16 protein-coding genes and 1 pseudogene are annotated in these 24,238 nt (G+C 63.8%); 7 read left to right on the forward strand and 10 right to left on the reverse strand.

Annotated features, from left to right (window positions below; translation table 11 throughout):
* Positions 1 to 37: 37 nt before the first annotated feature.
* From NKH19_RS08615 to NKH19_RS08630, 4 genes are all read left to right on the forward strand, one after another.
* On the forward strand, positions 38 to 703 hold the full coding sequence (locus tag NKH19_RS08615; RefSeq protein ID WP_352869387.1) for an ABC transporter permease: 666 nt from the start codon (positions 38 to 40) through the stop codon (positions 701 to 703).
* Positions 703 to 1,512: an ABC transporter permease gene (locus NKH19_RS08620; protein ID WP_352869183.1), complete on the forward strand. Its 810-nt coding sequence runs from the start codon at positions 703 to 705 to the stop codon at positions 1,510 to 1,512. The genes NKH19_RS08615 and NKH19_RS08620 overlap by 1 nt, the downstream gene beginning before the upstream one ends.
* 102 nt (positions 1,513 to 1,614) lie before the next feature.
* Positions 1,615 to 2,616: an Ldh family oxidoreductase gene (locus NKH19_RS08625; RefSeq protein ID WP_352869185.1), complete on the forward strand. Its 1,002-nt coding sequence runs from the start codon at positions 1,615 to 1,617 to the stop codon at positions 2,614 to 2,616.
* A gap of 536 nt (positions 2,617 to 3,152) precedes the next feature.
* Positions 3,153 to 4,130: a complex I NDUFA9 subunit family protein gene (locus NKH19_RS08630; protein ID WP_352869187.1), complete on the forward strand. Its 978-nt coding sequence runs from the start codon at positions 3,153 to 3,155 to the stop codon at positions 4,128 to 4,130.
* A gap of 108 nt (positions 4,131 to 4,238) precedes the next feature.
* Here NKH19_RS08630 and NKH19_RS08635 read toward each other — a convergent pair.
* Positions 4,239 to 5,614 (reverse strand): annotated as a pseudogene (locus NKH19_RS08635) (cytochrome P450).
* A gap of 211 nt (positions 5,615 to 5,825) precedes the next feature.
* On the opposite strand from NKH19_RS08635, the gene NKH19_RS08640 reads away from it, so the two are divergent.
* The 3 genes from NKH19_RS08640 (at position 5,826) to gyrB (ending at position 11,738) form a co-directional block, all read left to right on the forward strand.
* A complete protein-coding gene (locus tag NKH19_RS08640; protein WP_352869190.1) occupies positions 5,826 to 6,395 on the forward strand; it encodes an NADPH-dependent FMN reductase in 570 nt (189 codons plus the stop codon).
* Between the two features lie 91 nt (positions 6,396 to 6,486).
* Complete coding sequence (locus tag NKH19_RS08645) at positions 6,487 to 9,105, forward strand: caspase family protein (protein WP_352982096.1); 2,619 nt, start codon at positions 6,487 to 6,489, stop codon at positions 9,103 to 9,105.
* 161 nt (positions 9,106 to 9,266) lie between these two features.
* Positions 9,267 to 11,738 carry a DNA topoisomerase (ATP-hydrolyzing) subunit B gene (gyrB, locus tag NKH19_RS08650; protein WP_352869195.1) on the forward strand — a complete coding sequence of 824 codons (2,472 nt, stop codon included), beginning with the start codon at positions 9,267 to 9,269 and terminating at the stop codon, positions 11,736 to 11,738.
* 44 nt (positions 11,739 to 11,782) lie between these two features.
* Here gyrB and NKH19_RS08655 read toward each other — a convergent pair whose 3' ends face one another.
* From NKH19_RS08655 to NKH19_RS08695, 9 genes are all read right to left on the reverse strand, one after another.
* The gene (locus NKH19_RS08655) at positions 11,783 to 13,234 is read right to left on the reverse strand and encodes a hypothetical protein (RefSeq protein ID WP_352869196.1); all 1,452 of its coding nucleotides are present in this window, start codon (positions 13,232 to 13,234) and stop codon (positions 11,783 to 11,785) included.
* A gap of 133 nt (positions 13,235 to 13,367) precedes the next feature.
* On the reverse strand, positions 13,368 to 14,765 hold the full coding sequence (locus NKH19_RS08660) for an NAD(P)(+) transhydrogenase (Re/Si-specific) subunit beta (protein ID WP_352869199.1): 1,398 nt from the start codon (positions 14,763 to 14,765) through the stop codon (positions 13,368 to 13,370).
* Positions 14,766 to 14,771: 6 nt separating this feature from the next.
* The gene (locus NKH19_RS08665; protein ID WP_502910889.1) at positions 14,772 to 15,197 is read right to left on the reverse strand and encodes a proton-translocating transhydrogenase family protein; all 426 of its coding nucleotides are present in this window, start codon (positions 15,195 to 15,197) and stop codon (positions 14,772 to 14,774) included.
* Positions 15,197 to 16,483, reverse strand: a complete 1,287-nt coding sequence (locus NKH19_RS08670; RefSeq protein ID WP_352869203.1) for a Re/Si-specific NAD(P)(+) transhydrogenase subunit alpha — start codon at positions 16,481 to 16,483, stop codon at positions 15,197 to 15,199. Before NKH19_RS08670 ends, NKH19_RS08665 begins: the two co-directional genes overlap by 1 nt.
* An 84-nt stretch (positions 16,484 to 16,567) precedes the next feature.
* A complete protein-coding gene (locus tag NKH19_RS08675; RefSeq protein WP_352869205.1) occupies positions 16,568 to 16,792 on the reverse strand; it encodes an aa3-type cytochrome c oxidase subunit IV in 225 nt (74 codons plus the stop codon).
* A 216-nt stretch (positions 16,793 to 17,008) separates the two neighbouring features.
* Positions 17,009 to 17,158, reverse strand: a complete 150-nt coding sequence (locus tag NKH19_RS08680) for a DUF3096 domain-containing protein (protein ID WP_013528205.1) — start codon at positions 17,156 to 17,158, stop codon at positions 17,009 to 17,011.
* A 115-nt stretch (positions 17,159 to 17,273) separates the two neighbouring features.
* A complete protein-coding gene (locus tag NKH19_RS08685) occupies positions 17,274 to 18,044 on the reverse strand; it encodes an N-acyl amino acid synthase FeeM domain-containing protein (RefSeq protein ID WP_352869208.1) in 771 nt (256 codons plus the stop codon).
* Positions 18,045 to 18,279: 235 nt separating this feature from the next.
* Positions 18,280 to 20,595: a putative bifunctional diguanylate cyclase/phosphodiesterase gene (locus NKH19_RS08690; protein WP_352869210.1), complete on the reverse strand. Its 2,316-nt coding sequence runs from the start codon at positions 20,593 to 20,595 to the stop codon at positions 18,280 to 18,282.
* Positions 20,596 to 20,731: 136 nt separating this feature from the next.
* Entirely contained in the window at positions 20,732 to 24,226 is a 3,495-nt protein-coding gene (locus NKH19_RS08695; protein WP_352869213.1) for an indolepyruvate ferredoxin oxidoreductase family protein, read from the reverse strand.
* Positions 24,227 to 24,238: the final 12 nt, after the last annotated feature.

Here is a 24,238-nt window from a genome sequence, read left to right on the forward strand (position 1 = left end):
TCTCTCGCCCAATCCGCCGGGCTGGGGCGGGACCCTTTTGGTTGGGCTGCTCCATTCGATCGAGATCGCGCTGGGCGCCACATGTCTCGGTCTCTTGATCGGCACTGGCGGCGCCTATGGCAAGCTTTATGGCGGCCCGGTGGTGCGCGATCTGCTGGCGGTCTACACCACCATCGTGCGCGCCGTGCCCGAACTGGTGCTGATCCTGCTGCTCTATTATGCCGGAACCGACCTCATCAACCAGGCGCTGACGGCAATGGGTTATCAGCGCGTCGACATTAGCGGCCTTGCCGCCGGCATCGCCGTGCTCGGCTTTGTCCAGGGCGCCTATTCGACCGAGGTGATACGCGGCGCGATCCTGGCCATTCCGCAAGGGCAAATCGAAGCCGCGCGCGCCTATGGAATGTCTCCAGGCCTGCTTCTGCGGCGCATCACCTTGCCGGCAATGCTGCCCTTCGCCATACCGGGCCTCGCCAATCTCTGGCTGATCGCCACCAAGGACACCGCGCTGCTGGCGGTCGTCGGGTTCTACGAGCTGGCGCTGGCAACGCGGCAGGCCGCCGGCGTCACCAAAGCCTATTTCACCTTCTTCTTCGCCGCGGCTGTGCTCTATCTGCTGCTGTCGCTGTTTTCCAACCTCCTCATCGGCCGTGTCGAGGCCTGGTCGCGGCGCGGCATGCCTTCGCTCAGAGAGGCGCGCTGATGGCCAACGAGGCGGCCATCATCAACGTCGTCGCGCGAACGTCGCTGTGGCTGCAGCCGCACCGCATCATGCTGATCCTGATCGCGCTCGGCCTGGTTCTGTCGGCGGCCTTTTTCATGCGCTGGGACTGGCTGCCGCAATATTATGAAATGGGATTGATCGGCATCTGGCGCTCGCTGTGGATCCTGGCCGTCACCTGCGTGCTGGGCTTCCTGCTTGCCGTGCCACTCGGGCTGGCGCAGGCCACCGGCTCCTTCTGGTTCGCCGCGCCCGCCAAGGCGTTCTGCACGGTGATCCGGGGCACGCCGCTGCTGATCCAGCTGTGGCTGCTCTATTACGGGCTGGGCTCGCTGTTCCCGCAATATCCGTGGATCCGTGGATCCTGGATGTGGCCGTATCTGCGGCAAGCCTGGCCCTATGGCGTGCTGGCGTTGACCTTGTCTTTTGCCGGCTATGAAGGTGAAGTGATGCGCGGCGCCTTTGCCGGCGTGCCCAAGGGGCAACTCGAGGCCGCCCGCGCCTTCGGCATGAGCCGCTGGAAGGCATTCCGGCGCATCTGGCTGCCGCAAGCCATCTACCGGGCGCTGCCGACGCTGACCGGCGAGACCGTGCTGCAATTGAAGTCGACGCCGCTGGTGGCGACGATCAGCGTCATCGACATCTTCGCCGTTTCGTCCAAGGTGCGGCAGGATACCTACCTCACCTATGAGCCCCTGCTGCTGCTGGCGCTGATCTACATGACGATCACCGGTATTCTGGTCCTCGCCTTCGGCAGGATCGAGGCCAGGATCCCGAACAAGATCGGTTAGTGAGTTAGCGAATAGGGAATAGGGAATAGCGAATAGCAAGCGCCCGCTATTTCCGCTATTTCCGCCACTCGCCACTCGCCACTCGCTTAGGAACTCATTGCGATGCAACTCAGTCTCGACCAGGCAAAAGGATTGTGCCGGATGGCGGCACTCGGCGCCGGGGCCAATGAGGAAGCGGCACAATCGCTAACCGCTTCGATCATCGCCGCCGAGTCGGAAGGGCTTTCCTCCGTCGGGCTTTCGCATTTCATCGATTACCTCGAGGCTCTGGAAGCCGGCCGCATCGACGGCAACGCAGACCCGGTGATCACCCGGCCGGCGTTGGCGATCTACCTCTCCGATGCACGCGGCGGGCTGGCGCACACCGGCTTCGACCGCACCATCGACGACCTCGCCAAGGCGGCAAGGCTGTTTGGCGTCGCCATCTTCTCGCAGAAGAACGCCTATACATGCGGCGCGCTCGGCTATTTCACCGGCCGGCTGGCAGCGCAAGGGCTGGTGTCGTTCGCCGCCACCAACGGCCCCGCCGTGCTCGCCGGCTCCGGCTCGGTGAAGCCGGTCTACTGCACAAATCCGATGTCGTTTGCCGCACCCGCCGCCGATGGCGCGCCGCTGGTCATCGACCAGTCGTCGAGCGCCACCGCTTTCGTCAACATCCGCAAGGCGGCCGAGGAGGGCAAGACAATCCCCGAAGGCTGGGCGCTGGACGCCAGCGGCAATCCGACCACCGATCCGGCCGCCGCCATGAAGGGCGCGATGCTTGCCTTCGGCGGCCAGCGCGGCGCCAACATCGCGCTGATGGTCGAGGTGCTGGCGGCGGGCCTGTCGGGCGCCAACTGGTCGCTCGACGCGCCATGGTTCAGTGGTGGACCAGACAGCCCCGGCACCGGGCTGTTTGTGCTTGCGATCGAACCCAAGCTGCTCGATCCCGATTTCGAGCAGCGGATGAAGGACCAGCTCGACCGCCTGCGGCGGCGCTTCGGCGTGCATGTGCCCGGCCGTGCCCGGGCCGAAGCCGCCGAGAAGGCGCAAGCGCGGGGCATCAGCGCGTCCAAGGCCGTGGTGCAGCGCATTTCCGAATTCGCCGCCCGCTATTCTTCCTGAATAATCCGTTAGATATCAGATAGTTATCTCGCATTTTCCCGCTTGAGGCGCGGCGTGGTGCAATTTTCTTCGCGCCCCGCTGAACCTTTCCGCGCGTTACCGCGACCCAGCTTTGTCCGGGGCAAGGCGACCTTGCCCGATCCACACTGGGGGACCGCCAACTGCAGCGTCGATTTCGCCGCCGCCTGCAAGAAGGTCGGCGGCACCATGTCGGATGTTCAGGGCTGGGGTGGGCGTACTTGCTTCACGCCCTCCTGATACCGTCTCAGGTCAGGCCGCTCCGGCGGCCCCTGGCTTCGCATGGATGCAGCCCGGAAAACCCCGCTTCGGCGGGGTTTTCTGCGTTTTTGCATCCACGTCTTCAGGCGGCGATCCTGCTGTTCTTCGTCATTCGCGGCGGCAACCGCCACTCGGCCGACCCTGCATCGGCAAGGTGTTCCGATAAGGCTGGCAGCGACCACGCGTCACCCTTTGCCTTTGGCGCGAAACCGATTATGAAACGGCTTCAGCCAAGCCTGCGAGCGCCGGAGCCAGCCATGACCGAAATCCTGCAGACCCCAAAGCTCGTCGTCGTCTTTGGCGGGTCAGGCTTTGTCGGTCGCCATGTCGTGCGCGCGCTGGCCAAACGCGGTTATCGCATCCGCGTCGCCTGCCGGCGGCCCGATCTCGCCGGCCATCTGCAGCCGCTCGGCAATGTCGGCCAGATCCAGCCGGTGCAGGCCAATGTGCGCGTGCGCTGGTCAGTCGACCGCGCCGTGCAGGGCGCCGACCATGTCGTCAATCTGGTCGCCGTCCTGCATGAGAGCGGCCGGCAGAAATTCTCCGCCGTCCACGAGTTCGGCGCCCGCGCCGTGGCCGAGGCAGCGCGCGCCGTCGGCGCCGGTCTCACCCATATTTCGGCGCTGGGTGCCGATCTGAACTCCGGATCGGACTACGCGCGCACCAAGGCGCTCGGCGAAAAGGCCGTTCTGGAGACGATCAAGGACGCCGTGATCTTCCGGCCGTCGATCAATTTCGGGCCCGAGGACGCCTTCTTCAACCGCTTCGCCAACATGGCCCGCTATTCGCCGGTGCTGCCGCTGATCGGCGGCGGCCAGACCAAGTTCCAGCCGGTCTATGTCGGCGACGTCGCCGAAGCGGTGGCACGCTCGGTCGACGGCAAGGTCGAGGGCGGCCAGATCTATGAACTCGGCGGGCCGAAGGTGCTCACCTTCAAGGAGTGCATGGAAGAGCTGCTCGAGGTGATCGAGCGCAAGCGCCTGCTGGTGCCGGTGCCGTGGTGGGTGGCCAACATCCAGGCCTCGATCCTCGGCCTCTTGCCCAATCCGCTGCTGACCAAGGACCAGGTGATACAGCTGCGCGAGCACAACATCGTGTCGGACGCGGCGGCCAAGGCCAACAGGACGCTCGCCGGCCTCGGCATCCAGCCGCAATCGATCGCGACGATCCTGCCCAGCTACCTCTGGCGCTACCGCGCCGCCGGCCAGTTCCAGCAGCGCAAACCCGCAGCTTAATTCATTACCACAGCTTGAAGTTGTGTTGAGATTCAGGTCAGGCCGAGCCGAGAGCGGTGGATACCGAGAACCGGAACGGAGCGTTCGCAGGCCGGCATCACCTGAATATCACCACACCTGGCGGGGCGTGACCTGCATCGGCAAACCGCCTTGCGGTTGGGTGGTCAGCTTCTGCACCGGCCAGGGTTTTGTCTCCGCGGTGGTGTCGAAGCGGAAGCGTGACAGCATGATCGCCAGCGCGATGATCGCCTCCTGCATGGCGAAGCTGGCGCCGATGCAGACGCGCGGGCCCGCACCGAACGGCAGATACTGGAAGCGGTCGATCTTTTCGCGGTTTCCCGGATGGAAGCGCTCCGGCAGGAAGGCATTCGGCTGATCCCAAAGCTTCCGGTGGCGATGGACGACCCATGGCATCACCAGCACGGCGGCGTGTTTCGGGATATAGAGATCCTTCCACATTTCCGGCTCGATCGGCTCGCGGTTGATCGACGGTGCCGGCGGATACAGCCTGAGTGCTTCGTCGAAGGCAGCACGCGTGAAAGGCATGGCATCGAGCCACTTCGTCGGATCGGGCTCGCGCGCCAGCACCCGGTCGATCTCCTGCTCGACGCGGTTGCGCTCCCACGGGGATTCCGCAAGGCAATAGAGCGTCCAGCCAAGCGCGCGCGCCGTGGATCGTGGCCGGCGCCGATGAAGGTGATGATGTTGTCCTCGACCTCTGCCCGCGTCAGCCCGTCGGGGCCCTCGGCCTTGAGCAGCAGCGTCAGGAAATCCTGCGGCACGGCATCGGGATCCCGCCTGAATTTCTCTTCGCGCATCTTGACCGTGTCGGTGACGATCTTGCGGAAATAGGCCATGGTCTTGCGGCCGCGGATGCGGGTGAGACGCGGCAGCCAGTCGGGCGCGCGCAACAGGTCCAGCGGGTCGACGCGGCCCATCGTCTCGAACAGGCGGTCGATCTCGTTGGCGAAACTGCCCGGCACGCCGGCGATTTCGCCGGAAAACAGCGTCTCGGCCAGGATGTCGTAGGTGAGCAGCGTCATGTCATGGGCGATGTCGGATATGCCGCCGCCTTCGTAACGGGTGACGAACTCCCGCGTGCGCCAGAGCATCGGCTGGGCGAAACCGAAGATATGGCGCGGCGTGAACACCGGCGCCATCGCCTTGCGCGACCGTTTCCAGACCTCGCCCTCGGCGGTCAGCAGGCCGTCGCGCAAGATCGGCCGCAGGATTTTCTGGCGCACCGTCGCCATCTTGTAGTTCTTGGCGTTGTCGACCAGCACGTGGCGGATCAGGCCCGGATCGTTGGCAACGATGAGATGTCCACCAACGCCACTCGCCGAGATCCAGGGCTCGTTGTAGGTATGCTCCCCCCACAGTTCGAGCGGGTTGCGGTAGACGATGCGGATCATCTCCAGCGTCGAGGGAGGCGTCGTGCGCGGCTTTGGCGCCGGGGGGACGAAGGGGGCGGGCTGGATGTCCATGGGCTGCTCCGCTGATACACCAATGTAGTGGCTGGCAATCCGGGCGTCCATGGGACCGAACGGCAGGCACGAACCATGCGACCCGGGACGTGCGGCAGACAGTCCGTTCAGGCAATTGTGACCGCCTCCCTGGCGGTGTCGCCTTGTCCGCGGCCATGGCCTGCCGTAGGTCACGGTCACCAACAGATACCGCCAAACGAAGGAGCCCGCCTTGAAGCACCAGTTGAACATCATCATCGGCAGCACGCGGCCCGGCCGCGCCGGACCGGTTTTCGCCGAGTGGCTGGAGAGGTTCGCGCGCGAGCATGGAAAATTCGAGCCGGTGCTGACCGACATCGATACGTTCAAGCTTCCGGTGCTGGACGAACCGCACCATCCAAGGCTTGGCAACTACCAGAACGACCATACCAAGGCCTGGTCCAAGGCGATCGATGCCGCCGACGCCTTTGTCTTCGTCGCGCCGGAATACAATTATTTCGTGGCGCCGGCGATCGTCAACGCGATCGACTATCTCTTGCGCGAATGGAAATACAAGCCCGCCGGCATTTTCAGCTATGGCGGCGTCTCCGGCGGTCTGCGCGCGGCGCAGGCGCTGAAGCCATTGCTGACCTCGGTGGGCGTCATGCCGATCCCGGAAGGTGTCGCGCTGCCGATGTATCAGAAACTGCTCGACGAGAAAGGCGCTTTCAGCGCCAGCGAGCAGGTGCGCGGCGGCGCCAAGACCATGCTGGACGAGCTGTCGCGCTGGAGCGAGGCCTTGAAGCCGATGCGGGCTGCCTGAAAGCATCGGCTTTCCGCCAAAAGCTTGGCTTGCTCATGCCATAAAGAGGTGGAATGTTCGCGCAAATGAACGAGCCGGGGGGCAGTTCGACTTGCGCTTGCTGTTTGCCTTGCTGCTGATGCTCACGGCCACCGCCGCCGCGGTGGCGGAGCGGCGCGTGGCGCTGGTCATCGCCGATGACGACTACCGCCTGGTCCGGCCACTCGCCAATCCGGTCCATGACGGCGAGGCGATGGGAGCGGCATTGAAGAAGCTCGGCTTCGAGGTCGTCCTCGAAACCAATCGCGATCTGCGACGGATGCGCCGCGCGCTCGACGATTTTCGCGAGGATGCCAGAGGCGCCGACGTGGCGCTCGTCTATTTCTCCGGCCACGGCGTCGAAATCTCGGGCGACAACCGGCTGCTGCCGGTCGACGCCGACGCCTCCTCGCTCGATGCGCTGGAGAAGACCAGCCTGCCGCTGGAAGAGGTGCGCGACACCGTGGCGGCCACTGCCAAGGTCGGCCTGATCATGCTCGATGCCTGCCGCAGCGATCCGTTTTCGGGCACGATGGGCGAAGGGCGAGGCGCGACATCGCTGGCAAAGGATGTCGCGGAAAAAGTCCGGCCGGGTCTCGGCCGGATTGGCCGCGCCGAAAACATCCTGTTCGCGTTCTCGGCCGCACCGGGCGAGACGGCGGCCGACGGGACCGGCCAGAATTCGCCGTTCACGACAGCGCTGACCAAATATCTCGGCACCGACGGGCTCGAGATCCGCTCGGTGCTGACACTGGTGCAGCAGGAGGTCTATGACCTGTCTCGCGGCAAACAGCTACCCTATGTCGAGAGTGGCCTGCCGAAGCTGTTCTTTGCCGCATCGGCCAAGGAACAGCTGCCTGAGCGCGAGCGCCTGCTGCTCGCCATGGCCGACGTGACACCGGAAATGCGCGGCGAGGTCGAGCAGATTGCCAGCGATGCCGACATGCCGCTGGCGCCACTCTATGGCGCGCTGATCAGCTCCGACGCCAGCCACCTCTCGGCGGACAGCCTGAATGCCAGGCTGCACGAGGCGGCCGACGCCTTCGTCAAGGTGCGCGGCGAGATGAGGACGCTCGCCTCCGACGATCCGCAAGTGACGGAACTGCGCCGGCAGGCCGAGGTGCAGCTATCGCTCGGCGCCTTCGATGGCGCGCGCGCCATCCTCGCCAGGGCCGCCGACATCGACAATGTCTCGCGCAACGCCTTGAAGGTCAATTTCGTCAGCCGCACGCTGTCGGAGGCGGCGACGCGTTTTCTGTCCGGCGGTGCGGCACGCGCCGATCTCGACTACGCCACGGCCATCAAGGACTATGAATCGGTGCTGGCCCTTTACGGCGAGGCCGGACAGACCTCGCTGACGCTGGACGACGCCGATCGCCAGATCCGGACGCTGGACGACCTTGGCAAGCTCTACACCCTTATCGGCAACACCGATGCGGCAGGCCGCGCCTTTGCGGCACTGGTATCCAATCTCGAGCTGCGTTCGGCCCAGGAAACCGATCCGAGCGTCAAGCGCGATTTCGCCGTCAGCCACATCAAGCTCGGCAACATCAGGCTGGCGCAGGGCGACCTGCCGGAAGCGCTTGAGAACTATCAGACCGCCAGAACCATGCTCAGGGATTTGACTGCGGCCGAGCCCGATCGTCTGCCGTGGTTCGGCGACTTCGCCATGGCCGACGACAAGATCGGCGATGTGCTGGTGACGCAAGGCGATCTGGCTGGAGCTTCGCGGGTCTACCAGGAAAGCCTGTCGATCAAGAAGCAGCTTGCCGACAACGAACCCGAGCGCGCCGAGCTGCAGCGCGACCTGACCATCAGCTATGACGAGATCGGCGCGCTGGCGCGCACCGCCGGCCAGTTGGACAACGCCCAGGCGGCCTATGAAGAGAGCCTGAAGGTCCGATTGGCGCTGGCCGAAAAGAAGCCGCAGGATGCCGAGCGGCAGCGCGATGTCTCGGTCAGCCATACGACGATCGGCAACCTCAAGCGCGAGCGGAGCGATGCGGTGGGCGCACTCGCGGCCTATCGGGCAAGCCAGGCGATTGTCGAACGATTGGTGGACCGCGACCCGGACAACACCGAGCTGAAGCGCGACCTGTCTGTCGGCAATGCCAAGATCGGCAATGCGCTGAGCGACCAGGAAAAATGGCCGGATGCGCTGTCGGCTTACAGGCAAGCCCTCTCGTTGGCCCGCGTGCTGGCGGCCGGCGACCCGAACAATACGGATTGGCAGCGCGACCTCTCCGTCAGCCTCGAAAAGGTCGCCGGCATTCTGGAAATACAAGGCGACCGGGCGGGCGCGCTCAAGGCCTACACCGACAGTTTCGTCATCGCCGACCGGCTGGCCAAGCTCGATCCTGCCAATGCCGACTGGCAGCGCGACCTGTCGATCACGCTGTCCGAAATCGGCATGCTCAAGGGCAAGCAGCGCGACTTCAAGGGCGCGCGGCGGGCCTTCCAGGACAGCCTCGACATCCGCCAGCAGCTTGCCCAGTCCGACCCCAACAATGCCACCTGGCAGCGCGACCTTGTGGTGGCCATGATCGACTATGCTCAGGTCGCCAAGAACCCCAAGCCGGTGCTTTCCCAGGCGCTCGACATGACGCTGGAACTTGATCGGACCGGGCGGCTGGCGCCGCGATACAAGTTCATGATCAAGTTTCTCAGGGACCGGCTGGCCAAGGCCAGATAAGGCCTGGAGAGAGCGCGTCATGGACAGCCGGCCCGTTCCCGGGGAAATGCCTGCAAACCTTGGAAAAACCGCCTTTAGCGCCTATATCTAATGTATATTAGAGGCGCGATTCGGGGCCGATTTTTCGCGCCGTGCGAGCGGCATCCAGACAACAGGTTTTCATGAGCGATCAGATCGACAACATCAACGGCGCTGAAGCCGAATACGGCGCCGATTCCATCAAGGTTTTGAAGGGGTTGGATGCCGTGCGCAAACGCCCCGGCATGTATATCGGCGACACCGACGACGGTTCTGGCCTGCATCACATGGTCTATGAGGTGGTCGACAATGCGATCGACGAGGCGCTGGCCGGTCACGCCGACCTCGTCACCGTGACGCTGAACCCCGACGGTTCGGTCACCGTGATCGACAATGGGCGCGGCATTCCGACCGATATCCACACCGGAGAAGGCATTTCGGCGGCTGAAGTGATCATGACTCAGCTGCATGCCGGCGGCAAGTTCGACCAGAATTCCTACAAGGTCTCGGGCGGCCTGCATGGCGTCGGCGTCTCGGTGGTCAATGCGCTTTCGGCCTGGTTGAAACTGAAAATCCGCCGTAACGGCCAGATCTTCGAAATGAGCTTCACGCATGGCAATGCCGACGCGCCGCTGAAGGCGACAGGCAGCTATAAACAGGACAAGCAGCCGGGCACCTATGAAGGGCGCAGCGGCAGCGAGATCACCTTCTTCCCGTCGACCGAGACCTTCACCATGGTCGAATTCGACTTCGGGACGCTGGAACACCGGCTGCGTGAGCTTGCTTTCCTCAATTCCGGCGTGCGCATCGTCCTGACCGATGCCCGTCACGCCGACGTCGTGCGCCATGAACTGCACTATGATGGCGGGCTGGAAGAATTCGTCAAATATCTCGACCGGGTCAAGAAGCCGCTGATCGACAAGCCGATCGCTATCAAGGCCGAGCGCGACGGGATAACCGTCGAAGTGGCGATGTGGTGGAACGACAGCTACCACGAGAACGTGCTGGCCTTCACCAACAACATCCCACAACGCGACGGCGGCACCCATCTGGCCGGCTTCCGCGGCGCACTGACGCGCCAGATCACCGGCTATGGCGAATCCTCGGGCCTGACCAAGAAGGAAAAAGTCTCGCTGATCGGCGATGACTGCCGCGAAGGCCTGACGGCGGTGCTTTCGGTCAAGGTTCCCGATCCGAAGTTCTCCTCGCAGACCAAGGACAAGCTGGTTTCGTCGGAAGTCCGCCCCGTCGTCGAAGGCTTGGTCAACGAAGCGCTCGGCACCTGGCTGGAGGAGCACCCTGCAGAGGGCAAGGTGGTCGTCGACAAGGTGATCCAGGCGGCGGCGGCGCGTGAAGCGGCGCGCAAGGCACGCGACATCACCCGCAAGAGCTCGCTCGGCGTCACCTCGCTGCCCGGCAAGCTGGCCGACTGCCAGGAACGCGACCCGGCGAAATCCGAAATCTTCATCGTCGAGGGTGATTCCGCCGGCGGCTCGGCCAAGGGTGGCCGGTCGCGCCAGAACCAGGCGATCCTGCCGTTGCGCGGCAAGATCCTCAATGTCGAACGGGCGCGCTTCGACCGCATGCTCGGCTCCGACATGATCGGCACGCTGATCACCGCGCTCGGCACCTCGATCGGCAAGGATGAATTCAACGCCGACAAGCTGCGCTACCACAAGATCATCCTGATGACCGACGCCGACGTCGACGGCGCCCACATCCGCACCTTGCTGCTCACCTTCTTCTTCCGGCAGATGCCGGAGCTGATCGAGCGCGGCCATCTCTATATCGCCCAGCCGCCGCTCTACAAAGTGACGCGCGGCAAGAGTTCGCAATACATCAAGGACGAGAGCGCCTTCGAGGAATTCCTGATCGGCTCGGGGCTGGAAGAAGCATCGCTTTCGCTCGGATCGGGCGAGGTTCGTGCCGGGCAGGATTTGCGCGGCGCCATCGACGACGCGCTGGCCGTGCGTCAGCTGATCAACGGCCTGCACACACGCTACAACAGAGGCGTGGTCGAACAGGCGGCGATCGCCGGCGGGCTCAACCCGGACGTCTTCACCGATCTTGGCCGCGCCAACGCCATGGCCGACCGGGTCGCAAAACGCCTCGACATCATCGCCGAGGACACCGAGCGCGGCTGGACCGGCCGTATGTCGACCTCGAACGAAGGCGTCGGCGGCTATGTGTTCGAGCGCACGGTGCGCAGCGTCAAGGAATACGCGCATCTCGATCTGGCGCTGATCAACTCGGCCGATGCACGCCAGCTCGACCGCTACGCACAACGTCTTAGCGACGTCTACGGGTCGCCGCCGGTGCTGCGCCGCAAGGATGTCTCCGAAACCATCTCGGGGCCGCTGGCGTTGCTCAACGCCGTCTTTGCGACCGGCCGCAAGGGCCTGACCATGCAGCGCTACAAGGGTCTCGGCGAGATGAACGCCGAACAGCTGTGGGAAACCACGCTCGATCCGAACGTGCGCTCGCTGCTGCAGGTCAAGGTCAACGACGCGACGGATGCGGACAGTCTGTTCTCGCGGCTGATGGGCGATGAAGTCGAACCGAGGCGCGAATTCATCCAGGACAACGCGCTGTCGGTCGCCAACCTGGATATCTGAGCCCCGATCCGCTTCTACGCTTGCGGGCTCGCCGCCGGAGCCGCCTAGCTCGGCTCCAGCTTGCGGCCGAGGTCGATAGCGTCGCGCAACACCTCCAGATGCGAGCGCGGCGCAACGCCGGCCGGCGCGGTGACCTCGACACCGGTCGCCGCCAACGACCAATAGAGCGTGTGGGTGAAGATGCGGCCGCGGGAGCCGCGCAGCTCGACCTGGATATTCTCCACGCCCGGGCCGAAATTTTCCGTCATCGGGCCGGAGATCGGGTCACCTGTCAGCCAGCCATTGCCGTGGTCGAAGATGTTAGTCCAGCGCGTCGCGGCGAACACCGCGCCATGATGCGCCGCCCGCTGTGGTTTGCCTGAACGGCTGCGCCCTTCCTGATAAGGCACGATCCCGCCGGCTGCCGTGTCAGCGATCGGCGGGCATGCCGAGAACAGCCGCTCGGCGATACCGCGCCTGAATTCGGCGAGATCATGCGTCACCAGAAACTCGCTATGGGTCAGCGGACTGCCTAGCGTGATGAAATCGCTGATCTTCCATGGCAACGGATGGTCGGCATCGCCAGTGCGCAGTTGTCGGTAGAGCTCCCATTGGTCGCGCCGGAAGCCGGCGAGGTCGTCCAGCCTGTCAGGCCATGCCGAACCGTCGGCAATAAGCGTGGCCTTGTCGATGGCGTGGATGGCCTTCAGTTTCGTCTTGTCGCGGATGGCCTCCAGTTTTCGGGGTCTGAAATCGGCCCATAATATCTGCAACAGATCGTAGGCGATCATCGATCCAAGGCTGTGCGACACCAGCACGATCCGGTCGTAGGCATCGTCCATCATCAGCCCTTTCAGCAGCCTCAGGCCGCGGTCGCGGATCAGCGCCCGCTTCTCGACCGTCGCCGCTTCCGCGCGCACATAGGCAGCGACATCGCCGAAATAGGGAAGACCAAACCGGTCCACCGCCCAGATGATGAATGAGGCCAGGATGGTGACGAGCAGGCCGGCGGCCAAGGAGATATACTGCTGCCAAACCGACGTCGCGAGCGCGAGCGCCGCGCACAGGACGACGATGACGGCAAGAAGCGTGACGAGATAGAGCTTGCGGGCGTCGCGCGGAATGTCGGTGGGCTTGCGCCACAGCAGATTCGTCACCCAGGCGGCAAGCCGGCCCCGCGTCGTGCCCTGCGTGATGTCGGCCCAGTAAAGCTCGTAGAAATCGGTACGGCGGCCATCGACGTCGTAGGGCGTGGTGATGCGGCGAAGTTCGTATGAATTGGTCCGGCTGTCGGGTGTGATCCAGCTCCGGTTGATCTTCGCGCCGGCGGGGTCGGCCGGATCGGCGACATGGGCATAGAACGGCGCGCGGGCGGGATCGTGGCTCCAGACAGCCTGGACAAAGCCGCGCAGCGTATCCATCGGCCGCTGTTCGCCCATGCCATGCACGATCACCACCGCCTGACTGGGCTTGCGCGGCGCTTTCCCGGTGGGCGGCGATGCGATGGGGTCGGGCACCAACGTCTCCGTTGACGACAATCCCGTCAGCGAGACGGGATTTCGTCATCGTAGCCTGGAAATCGCCGTCAAGCCAAGAAAAAGCCCGGCGCGAGCCGGGCGTTCCTTGGCGTGTCTCGGTGCTGATTCCCGATCAGTGATCCATCGCTTTGACGATCTCTTCGGTCATTTTCTTGGCATCGCCGAGCAGCATCATCGTGCCGTCCTTGTAGAACAGCGTGTTGTCGATGCCGGCGTAGCCGGAGCCGAGCGAGCGCTTGACGAACAGGCAGGTACGGGCCTTGTCGACGTCGAGGATCGGCATGCCGTAGATCGGCGACGACTTGTCGTCACGGGCCGAAGGGTTGGTGACGTCGTTGGCGCCGATGACATAGGCGACGTCCGCCTGCGCGAATTCGGAGTTGATGTCCTCGAGCTCGAACACTTCGTCGTAGGGCACATTGGCTTCGGCGAGCAGCACGTTCATGTGGCCAGGCATGCGGCCGGCGACCGGATGAATGGCGTACTTCACGTCGACGCCATTGGCCTTGAGCTTGTCGGCCATTTCGCGCAGCGCGTGCTGGGCCTGGGCGACCGCCATGCCGTAGCCCGGCACGATAATGACCTTCTGCGCGTTCATCATCAGGTAGGCGGCGTCGTCGGCCGACCCCTGCTTGACCGTGCGCTCGAGGCCGTCGTCGGCCGCGGCTGCCGTCTCGCCGCCGAAGCCGCCAAGGATGACGGAGATGAAGCTTCGGTTCATGCCCTTGCACATGATGTAGGACAGGATCGCGCCGGACGAGCCGACCAGCGCGCCGGTGATGATCAGCGCCAGATTGCCGAGCGTGAAGCCGAGGGCCGCCGCCGCCCAGCCGGAATAGGAGTTCAGCATCGAGACGACGACCGGCATGTCGGCGCCGCCGATCGGGATGATGAGAAGGACCCCCAGGACGAGCGAGGCCACGACGATCAGCCAGAACACCAGCTTCGACTCGGTGGTGACCAGGAGCACGATCAGCACGATGAGTGCCACGCCAAGCGCTGCGTTGATGAAGTGGCGGCCGCCGATCATGATCGGCTTGCCCGACATGCGGCCATCGAGCTTGAGGAAGGCGATGACCGAGCCGGTGAAGGTGATGGCGCCGATGGCGACGCCGAGGCTCATCTCAATCAGCGCCTGGGCGTGGATGTCGGCGACCGTGCCGATACCGAAACTCTCAGGCGCATAGATCGCCGCAGCCGCCACCATCACGGCGGCAAGGCCGACGAGCGAGTGGAAGGCGGCGACAAGCTGCGGCATCGAGGTCATGGCGATGCGGCGCGCGGTGACGGCGCCGACACCGCCGCCAAGGGCAAGACCGAGCACGATCAGGCCGAAGCGTCCGGCCGAAGGGGTCGCCAGCGCCAGCGTGGTGGCGATGGCAATGCCCATGCCGATCATGCCGTAGAGGTTGCCCTGGCGGCTGGTGGTCGGGTGCGACAGCCCGCGTAGCGCCATGATGAACAGGACGCCGGAAACAAGGTAGAGGAAGGACGCGAAGTTGGCGTTCATGGCGCTCTACTTGTCCTTCTTCTTGTACATGGCCAGCATGCGCTGGGTGACGAGGAAGCCGCCGAAGATGTTGACCGAAACCAGCATCAAGGCGACGAAGCCGAAGCCCGCGGCGATGCCGGAGGCCGCGATGCCGACGGCAAGCAATGCGCCGACGACGATGACCGAGGAGATGGCGTTGGTGACGGCCATCAGCGGCGTGTGCAAAGCGGGGGTCACCGACCAGACGACATAATAGCCGACGAAGATCGCCAGCACGAAAATGGCGAATCGGAAGACGAAGGGATCGATGGCGCCGCCGGACAAAGCGTGCGCGGCATCACCCGCCGCCTCGGCGCCACCAGGCGCGGTCGCCATATTGTGCACCGCCAGCCGAACGGCGGCGGAGGCCTGGTCGAGCTGATCGAGGGCTTTCTGCAGGGTCTGATCCATCACGCAATGCCTTTCGACTTCGACGAAGGCGACTTGGACGCGGCTGCCTTCTTGGGAGCGGCCTTCTTCGGTTTGGCCGAAGCGTCGGCGACCATGGTCTTGGCCGTAATTGCCGCCGGCTCGACATATTGGCCCTTTGGCGGCTGCTGGTCGGCCTTGGCGAAGGCCGGATGAACCACCTTGCCGCCATCGGTCAGCATCGTCGCCTTGACCAGGTCGTCGTCTCGATTGATGGCAAGCGTCTTGGTCGCCTTGTCGACCAGCGTCTCGAGGAAGGCGAACAGGTTCCTGGCGTAAAGCAGCGATGCCGACGCCGCGATGCGGCCGGGCACATTGAGATGGCCGACGATCTTGACGTTGTTGGCCGTGGTGACGACCTGGCCTGACACGGCGCCCTCGACATTACCGCCGCGCTCGAGCGCCAGGTCGACGAGCACCGAGCCCGGCTTCATCGAGGCAACCATCGCCGCCGAAACCAGCTTCGGCGCCGGACGGCCGGGGATCAGCGCCGTGGTGATGACGATATCCTGCTTGGCGATATGCTCGGCGGTGAGGGCCGCCTGCTTGGCCTGGTATTCCTTCGACATTTCCTTGGCGTAGCCACCGGCCGTCTCGGCAGCCTTGAACTCCTCGTCCTCGACCGCGAGGAACTTCGCGCCAAGCGAGGCGACCTGTTCCTTGGCGGCGGGGCGAACGTCGGTGGCGGTGACGACCGCGCCAAGCCGACGCGCGGTGGCGATCGCCTGCAGGCCGGCAACACCGACGCCCATGACGAAGACCTTTGCCGCCGGCACCGTGCCGGCCGCGGTCATCATCATCGGCAGCGCCCGGTCATATTCCGAAGCGCCGTCGATGACCGCCTGGTAGCCAGCCAGGTTGGCCTGCGAGGACAGAACATCCATCGACTGCGCCCGGGTGATACGCGGCATGAATTCCATCGAGAAAGCAGTGACGCCGGCCTTGGCCAGGGCTGCCACGGCGGCGTCGTTGCCATAGGGATCCATGATTGCGATGACCGCTGTGCCCGGCTTGTAGCTCTTCAGCTCGGCATCCGTCGGTCGACGCACCTTCAGCACGACATCGGCCTTGGCGACATCCGAAACCTTGCCGACGGCGGCACCGGCCTTGGCGAATTCCTCGTCGGGGATGCGCGACCGGGTGCCGGCACCGGTCTCGACGACGATTTCGAAGCCCAGCGCCGCCAGCCGTTTCACCGTATCGGGCGAGGCTGCGACGCGCGGCTCGTTGGCATCGAGTTCACGAGGGATGAATACCGTCTGTCCCACCGCGTGATCCTTTCGGCGGGAAGCTCGTTCCCGCAAGATGCCGGCCGGCCTCGCGGCGGCGGCGTGGACAAGGTGTCGGAAAATCTATCGGAGGATAAAGGCGCCGGCGGCCATAATCAGCACGAACAGGATGGTCGCCGAGAAGAAGCCGCCCGCGAAGAAGCCGAAGGCCATCGCCAGGAGCAGGGCTCCGCAGAAAAGTGATCCGTATTTGGCCAGCATGAGGAAGCCCGCATAGGTGCGGTCATGCTCGGCATAGTCCATCTTCGCGCCCAGTTCGACAGGACCGGTCGGCGAGTGATCAGCCATAGGAATACCCCTTCGAAGACATCTTTCAGGCACATAGCGAAAAGCCGGGCCGAGAGCAATGGCGCTATTGCCGCATCGCAGCGACAACTGCCTCAACGGAAATTTGAAGCCGGTGCCGACATGACGCCGGAGCCCGACCCCGGATTCGGGCGCCTGATGCGAAGATGCTCAGAAAGGGGGTCGAGGCAGACGGTTGCGCTGCCTCAAGTGGCGCTGTCAGCCGGCAAGGTGCGGGAAAAGCCCGAGCAGTCCGACGACAATCAGATAGAGCGCGACGATGTAGTTCAATAGCCTTGGCATGACGAGGATCAGCACGCCGGCGATCAGCGAGATGAGCGGGGTGAGCGCAAGCGTGGAAATGGTCATGTCGGGTTCCTTCTGGGAGATCCGTCGAAATGCAGATGCCGAGCGTCAAAACGCGCCATCATCAGAACGCCTGTCCGGCTGGAAAGCTCCAGACGCTCCGCAAAAATCGGAAGCCTCAGGCGGCGTCGCGATAATATTTCGCTGTCGGCACGATGGACAGGGGTGTCAGTCCGTTGATGGCCGGATTGGCAAACATCAGCCGCTGTTCCGTCGACGTCGACCTGAAGAATGGGAACCGTTCGAGCGTCAGTCGCATATTCTCGCCGGCGGGGATTTCGAACAGAGCGATCGGGGCAAGAACGCCCGGAAATACTTTTCCCTCGGTTCTCTGCACGGCATTGAAGTAACGGGAATAAAAATTGGAATGCTCGATCTTGACCGGCGTAAGGACCGAGTTCTGGCCAAAGTAGCGCGAGGCCACCATGGCAAGCCTGAGTGTCAGGAAAGGCAACACTCCGGGCGCCGGTGCACTGTCGGGATCGGTTGCGAAGCGGGTTCCGTCTATGAAGGTTTCTCCGCGGGCAAGTCGCTCGATCAGCACTTCCGGATAGGCATCGACGGAGGGCGAATGCGGGTGCTCGCTGGAAATGTAATGGAAGCGGATCGTGCTGACCAATTCGCCATAGCAATAGACACCGAACCGGTAGGAATTGGGCAGATCGTCCCAACGGTCCTCGAACATTCCGCTGGCGATTGGGCCGCACATGCCTGAGCGCAGGTAGGATTTATAGCGAAGCCGGTAAATCGCCTCCAGATCCTCGCCTCCGGTAATGAGGCGATAATCGACATGCTCCAGCTGTTGCATGATCGATCGGTTCAGCACCGAATCCCCGGCCGCGCTGATCGCGCCCGGCGCATTCCTTGCACCCCTTGCAGCATCCATCATCTGTCCTCGAAATTCCGCCTACGGACAAGCTATTCGAGTGGAAGTGAGACACAAGCTGAAATTTGGATGTTGTTGATTTACCTTCTGTTAACCTTAACAGCCGGACCCGCCCCTTTGAGAACGTCTTAGTGGGGATTACGCCCCGAAAAGGATTTGGATCATTGCCTCCAAGGCATCGCACCCCGTCAATAAAGGTGCGTGAGCTAAGCCAACGCTTGAGCTGTCGGTCACGGCGCTAAATGGCTGTCCGCTTGCCGATGAGACGCAGGTCAGCGGCGAAGGGCCAAGTGACATTCGACATCGTCTCGATACCCGACGCACTGAGCGCGGCACCGAACAGGAAGCCCTGCACGAGATCGGGTTTGACCTGCGAGGCCAGGATCTTGAGTTGTTCGAAGGTCTCGACGCCTTCGACGGTCACGGAAAGTCCCAGCGGCCGCGACAGGTTGACGATGCCCTTGAGCAGTTCCAATGAACGCGGGTTCTGGGTAACGTCCATCAGGAACGAGCGGTCGATTTTGATCTTGTCGAGCGGCAGCTTATGCAGATAGCTCAGGCTCGAATAGCCCGTGCCGAAATCGTCGAGCGCGATGCGCACGCCAATCTGCTTCAATTCCTCGATGTACTGGCGTGTCAGCGACTTGTCGTCGAGCAGCGCCGTTTCGGTGACCTCGATTTCCAGCCGGCCAGCGGCGAGACCGGAACTCGCCAGCGCGTCGCGAACCTTCTGGATGACATCGCGGCTGCGGAAATCCTTGGCGGAGAGATTGACCGAGACGCTGGTCTGGTCGGGCCAGTTGGCGCATTCGGTACAGGCTGCCTGCAGCACGAAGGTGCTGATCTCGGAAATGATGCCCATTTCCTCGGCCAGCGGAATGAAGATGCTGGGCGAGATCGGCCCGAGATCGGGATGGTCCCAGCGGCACAGCGCCTCGCAACCGGCGATGCGCATCGTGTTCATTGCCACGATCGGCTGGTAGACTACCCGCAATTCCTTGCTTTCCACCGCGCTGCGCAGATCCGCCTTCATCAGCTGACGGTTGCGGAACGCGGCGTCCATTGCCGCCTCGAACAGCCGCCAGCCGTTCTTGCCGAGCTCCTTGGCCTTGTAGAGCGCCAGGTCCGCCTTGACGATCATGGCGTCGACATCGGTATCCTTCACCCGCGACAGCACGGCGCCGCCGCTGGCCTGGACCCGCAGGCCGTGACCGGCGACGTCGACTTCTCCTTGCAGGCCGGCGAAAATCTCGTCGAGCTGGCTGGTCAGATGGCTCTCATCCTCGACGCGGTCGAAGAAGATCATGAACTCGTCGCCGCCGAAACGACTGACCGTTATGCCTTGCCCGGCAATGGCGGCAAGCCGCTCGGCAACGGCGTAGATCAAGCCGTCGCCGATCGGATGGCCGAGCGTGTCGTTGACGCTCTTGAAATCGTCGAGGTCGAGTACCGCCAGGCCGCAGAGCCGGTCGCGATCGCCGGACGCCATGGCCTCGCCGATCAACTCGTGGAAATAGGCACGGTTGGGCAGGCCGGTAAGATTGTCGTAACGCGCCATGAAGCGGATCTTGTCTTCCGCCTCGACGCGCGCCGTCACGTCCTCGAAGGTGATGACGCCCAGCTCCTGGCTGCCTTCGCGAGCCGAGAATTCATAGTGCTGGCCGTTGGCGAGGGAAACCAGCACCTTGCGGTCGCGGCCCTCGCGCAGCGCGCGCGTCAATTGGGCCTCGATGTAGCGGCAATCCTTCGGTGCCAACATGCCGGCGGCGACGCCGCGCATCAAAAGACCGTGGATGGACCGCCCAAGCAGCGCATCCCCGGACTTGAGCGACATCAGATGGGCGGCTTCGGCATTGGCTACCGCCACGCGGCCGTTGGGGCCGAGCATGACCAGGCCGTGTGACATGGTGTTGAGGGCGCGATCGAACCTGTGCGCGAGCTTCTTTGCTTCCTTGTGGCCGATGACCGCCGAGAAAAGCACGTCGCGGACGTGGTCGGCGCTGTTGATCGTGATAAACGTCAACGGGATGATCATCAGCCCCAGAACGACCGAGGGGATATCCATGCGCAGCAAGAGTGCAAGTGCTGCCGGACCAATGAAGGTCACGGAAAAAATCCGCACCATGAGCGGAGATCCGTAGTTCCGGCCAACAACCGTCACCAAGGTTGCGATGGCCAGCGACGTCGCGGCCAGTTCGGCAAAGGGATCGGGATAGACATAGATCGATATGAAGCACAGCGCGCCCAGGCCGAGGCCCTGCAGGCTGCCCTTGAGGATATAATTGCGCTCCCACCGCCGCGCCTCTTGGACATTGGCTATTACACCGCCCGCCTTCCGGAAGTCGCGAATGCCGAAGTAGCGGAAAAGGCTGATGGACAGCAGACTAAAAGAGAAAGCCAGGAACAATGAATTGTGCGTGCGCAAGTAGATCATGAATCCGAGGATCCAGTAGCACACGCCGCCAATCACCAGCATGTGAGCGTTGTCGAACAACGACCGCACAAACTGGATATAAACATCCGCCGGGATGTTTTCGGTCTTTGTTCTGCCCATATCGTCGGCCCAACGCTAGGCCTCGTCATCCCACATCCGCCTTAAGAAAGGCTTAGAACAGTGGCTTTGGCCCGGTTGCCGAAGGAGCGCAAAAGCAGGACAGACCGGAAAATCAAGCTTCAGGTAAACAAGGCCTTCACTCGGCGGCCTGAAGTGCCGCCCCCGCCGGTGCGTTTGCGAGGCGCTGGAGCAACCGGGAGCGCTCGCCGGCTGCCTTTTCGGCGCTGGCCTGCCGTACGTGTCCATAGCCGCGAATGAGGCTGGGCACCGAGGCAAGGGCAACCGCCGCATCGACCCTGGCCGGCGCCAGCGCCCCGGCGATTAGCTCCAGATCCGCCTCGTACTGTGCCAGGAGCTGCCGCTCCATGCGCCGCTCGGCGGTGTAGCCGAACGGGTCGAAGGCGGTGCCGCGCAGGCCCTTCATCGCCGCCAGCAGGCGAAATCCCTTCATCATCCAGGGGCCGAAGCTCGATTTCCTCGGTTTGCCGTCATTGCCGCGGCGGCCCATGATCGGCGGCGCAAGGTGGAATTCGAGTTTGTCGTAGCTCTGGAACTGCTTGCCCAATTCGGCGGCGAACGAGCCGTCGGTATAGAGCCGCGCCACCTCGTACTCGTCCTTGATCGCCATCAGCTTGAACAGGTTCCTGGCGGCGGCTTCCGACACCGCGGTCGAACCGGGCACGGCCTTCGCTTCTGCGGCGCGCAATAGGGCCAGTCTTTCGGCATAACGCCTGCCATAGGCGCCGTTCTGATAGGCGGTCAGGAATGCCACGCGACGGGCAATGATGTCGTCCAGGGTCTCGGCGACATCGGCGGCCTGGCCGGTCTTTCCAGCGACGGTTGGGCCCGGCTGGGCGACAAGGCCGCGCACGAAGTCCGGCTGGTGGGCGGCCCGACGGCCCCAGCGGAAGGCGGCGATGTTCATCGCCACGGCTTCGCCATTGAGCTCGATCGCCTTCTCGACGGCTTCGGCTGAGAGCGGCAAGCCGCCATGCTGGAAGGCAAAACCGAGCATGAACATGTTGGCGCCGAGCGAGTTGCCGAACAGTGCCGTGGCGGTGCGGGTGGCGTCGAAGAAATGCGCCTTGTCGTCCCCGGCAGCGGTGCGGATCGCCTTCTTCAGGCGCTCTGTCGGCAACGAGAAATCGGCCGAACGGGCAAATTCGCCGGGCATGATCTCGGCGGTGTTGGCGAGGAAGATGGTATGGCCCTCGCGCACCGCGGTCAGCACCTTCTTGGCGCCCGACACGACGAGATCGCAGCCAAGCACGAGATCGGCCTTTCCCGCCGAAACGCGGATGGCATGGATGTCGTCCGGAGTACGGGCGATACGGACATGGGTGAACACCGAACCGCCCTTCTGGGCAAGACCGGCCATGTCGATCATGCCGCAACCCTTGTCCTCGAGATGGGCGGCCATGCCGAGCACGGCACCGACAGTGACGACACCGGTGCCGCCGACGCCATCGATGATCGCTGCCCAGCCTTGCTCGCCCAGCGGGAATTCGGCGGGCGTCGGCACGCCGTCGAGCGGGTTGGCCTTGCCGGCAAGGCCTTCGGCCTTGCGAATCTTGGCACCATGCACGGTGACGAAGGACGGGCAGAAGCCGTTGACGCAGGAGAAGTCCTTGTTGCAGCTCGACTGGTCGATCCTGCGCTTGCGGCCGAATTCGGTCTCGACCGGCTGGATCGAGACGCAGTTCGACTGCACGCCGCAATCGCCGCAGCCTTCGCAGACAAGTTCGTTGATGAAGACGCGCTTGTCGGGATCGGGAAAGGTGCCGCGCTTGCGGCGGCGGCGTTTTTCGGCGGCGCAGGTCTGGTCGTAGAGCAAGACCGATACGCCCTTGACGTCCCGCAGTTCGCGCTGGACGAGATCGAGATCGTCGCGGTGATGGATGGTGGCGCCGGCCGGGAATTCGGCCTTACCGGCATATTTGTCGGGTTCGTCGGTGACGATGGCGATGCGATCGACGCCCTCGGCCCGCACCTGCCTGGCGATCATATCGACGGTCAGACCGCCTTCGTGCGGCTGGCCGCCGGTCATGGCGACGGCGTCGTTGTAGAGGATCTTGTAGGTGATGTTGGCGTCGGTCGACAGCGCGAAGCGGATCGCCAGCGTGCCGGAATGGTTGTAGGTGCCGTCGCCGAGATTCTGGAAGATGTGGCCACGCTTCGAGAACGGCGCCTGGCCGACCCATTGCGCGCCCTCGCCGCCCATGGCCGTGAACCCGACGGTGTTGCGGTCCATCCACAGCGCCATGAAATGGCAACCAATGCCGGCCCCGGCAATCGAGCCGTCCGGCACCTTGGTCGACGAATTGTGCGGGCAGCCGGAACAGAAGAACGGCGTGCGCGAGCCGATGTCGGTGGCGTCGGCGAGCATTGCCTGGAACTGACGCAGCTTGGCCACCCGTGCCGAAATCTCCTCGGACGGACCGATGGTCCTGATGATCCTCTCGCCAAGCGCGATGGCGATCTCGTTGGGGTCGAGCGCGCCCTTGGCCGGGAATAGCCAGTCGCCGCGCTCGTCCTTCTTGCCGACAATGACCGGCTGCGTGGCGGTGCCGTAAAGGCTCTCGCGCAGCTGCACCTCGATCAGCGAGCGTTTCTCCTCGACGACGACGATGGTGTCGAGGCCGCGGGCGAAGTCGGCGATGTGATGCAAGTCGAGCGGCCAGGGGCAGCCGACCTTGAACAGCCGCACGCCGATGCGGTTGGCGGCCGCCTCGTCGATGCCGATGTCCTCCAGCGCCTGGCGGACGTCGAGATAGCTCTTGCCCAGCGTGATGATGCCGATCTTGGGGTTGCGGCCGCCCGAATAGACGATGCGGTTCAGCCCGTTGGCATGGATAAAGGCGGAAGCCGCGGCGCGCTTATGCTCATGCAGCCGCTCCTCCTGGCCGAGCATATCGATCTCGTGGCGGATGTTGAGACCGCCGGGCGGCATGTCGAAATCCGGCACGACGATGTTCAACCGCTCGAGCGAGGCATCGACCGAGGCCGTCGATTCGATGTTGTCCTTGACGCATTTGATCGCCGCCCAGGTGCCGGCAAAGCGCGACATGGCAAAGCCGTAGAGCCCGTAATCGATGACCTCCTGGACACCGGCCGGGTTGAGGATCGGCACCATGGTGTCGACGAACAGGAATTCGGTGGCATGCGCGTTCGTCGAGGATTCGGCCATATGATCGTCGCCCATCAGGGCGAGCACGCCGCCATGCTTGGACGAGCCGGCGAGATTGGCATGGCGGAACACATCGCCGGAGCGATCGACGCCCGGCCCCTTGCCGTACCAGACCGAAAAGACGCCGTCATGGGTGCCCTCGCCCAGCAGCTCCGTCTGCTGCGCGCCCCAGCAAGCGGTGGCGGCCAGCTCCTCGTTGAGGCCTGGCTGGAAGACGATGTCGGCCTGAGCGAGCTGTTTCTTGGCCTTCCACAGCTGCATGTCGAGGCCGCCGAGCGGCGAGCCGCGATAGCCGGAGACGAAACCGGCCGTGTTCAAGCCGGCGCGGCGGTCACGCTCGCGCTGCATCAGGAGCATGCGGATGACCGCCTGCGCGCCCGACAGGAAGATGCGCTCCTTTGCGAGGTCGAACTTATCGTCGAGCGCGACGTCATGCAGCGTCATCAGGAATTTCCT

Origin of the sequence: Mesorhizobium sp. M1338 (assembly GCF_040318045.1) — a bacterium.
In the GTDB taxonomy this organism is placed as follows: Bacteria; Pseudomonadota; Alphaproteobacteria; order Rhizobiales; family Rhizobiaceae; genus Mesorhizobium.

What these genes read in the sequence shown, in the direction of transcription:
- NKH19_RS08685 (WP_352869208.1), bottom strand. Translation starts at nt 18,044, where the DNA reads ATGATGGATGCTGCAAGGGGTGCAAGGAATGCGCCGGGCGCGATCAGC.
- NKH19_RS08630 (WP_352869187.1), top strand. Translation starts at nt 3,153, where the DNA reads ATGACCGAAATCCTGCAGACCCCAAAGCTCGTCGTCGTCTTTGGCGGG.
- NKH19_RS08680 (WP_013528205.1), bottom strand. Translation starts at nt 17,158, where the DNA reads ATGACCATTTCCACGCTTGCGCTCACCCCGCTCATCTCGCTGATCGCC.
- NKH19_RS08620 (WP_352869183.1), top strand. Translation starts at nt 703, where the DNA reads ATGGCCAACGAGGCGGCCATCATCAACGTCGTCGCGCGAACGTCGCTG.
- NKH19_RS08625 (WP_352869185.1), top strand. Translation starts at nt 1,615, where the DNA reads ATGCAACTCAGTCTCGACCAGGCAAAAGGATTGTGCCGGATGGCGGCA.
- NKH19_RS08660 (WP_352869199.1), bottom strand. Translation starts at nt 14,765, where the DNA reads ATGAACGCCAACTTCGCGTCCTTCCTCTACCTTGTTTCCGGCGTCCTG.
- NKH19_RS08690 (WP_352869210.1), bottom strand. Translation starts at nt 20,595, where the DNA reads ATGGGCAGAACAAAGACCGAAAACATCCCGGCGGATGTTTATATCCAG.
- NKH19_RS08675 (WP_352869205.1), bottom strand. Translation starts at nt 16,792, where the DNA reads ATGGCTGATCACTCGCCGACCGGTCCTGTCGAACTGGGCGCGAAGATG.
- NKH19_RS08695 (WP_352869213.1), bottom strand. Translation starts at nt 24,226, where the DNA reads ATGACGCTGCATGACGTCGCGCTCGACGATAAGTTCGACCTCGCAAAG.
- NKH19_RS08665 (WP_502910889.1), bottom strand. Translation starts at nt 15,197, where the DNA reads ATGGATCAGACCCTGCAGAAAGCCCTCGATCAGCTCGACCAGGCCTCC.
- gyrB (WP_352869195.1), top strand. Translation starts at nt 9,267, where the DNA reads ATGAGCGATCAGATCGACAACATCAACGGCGCTGAAGCCGAATACGGC.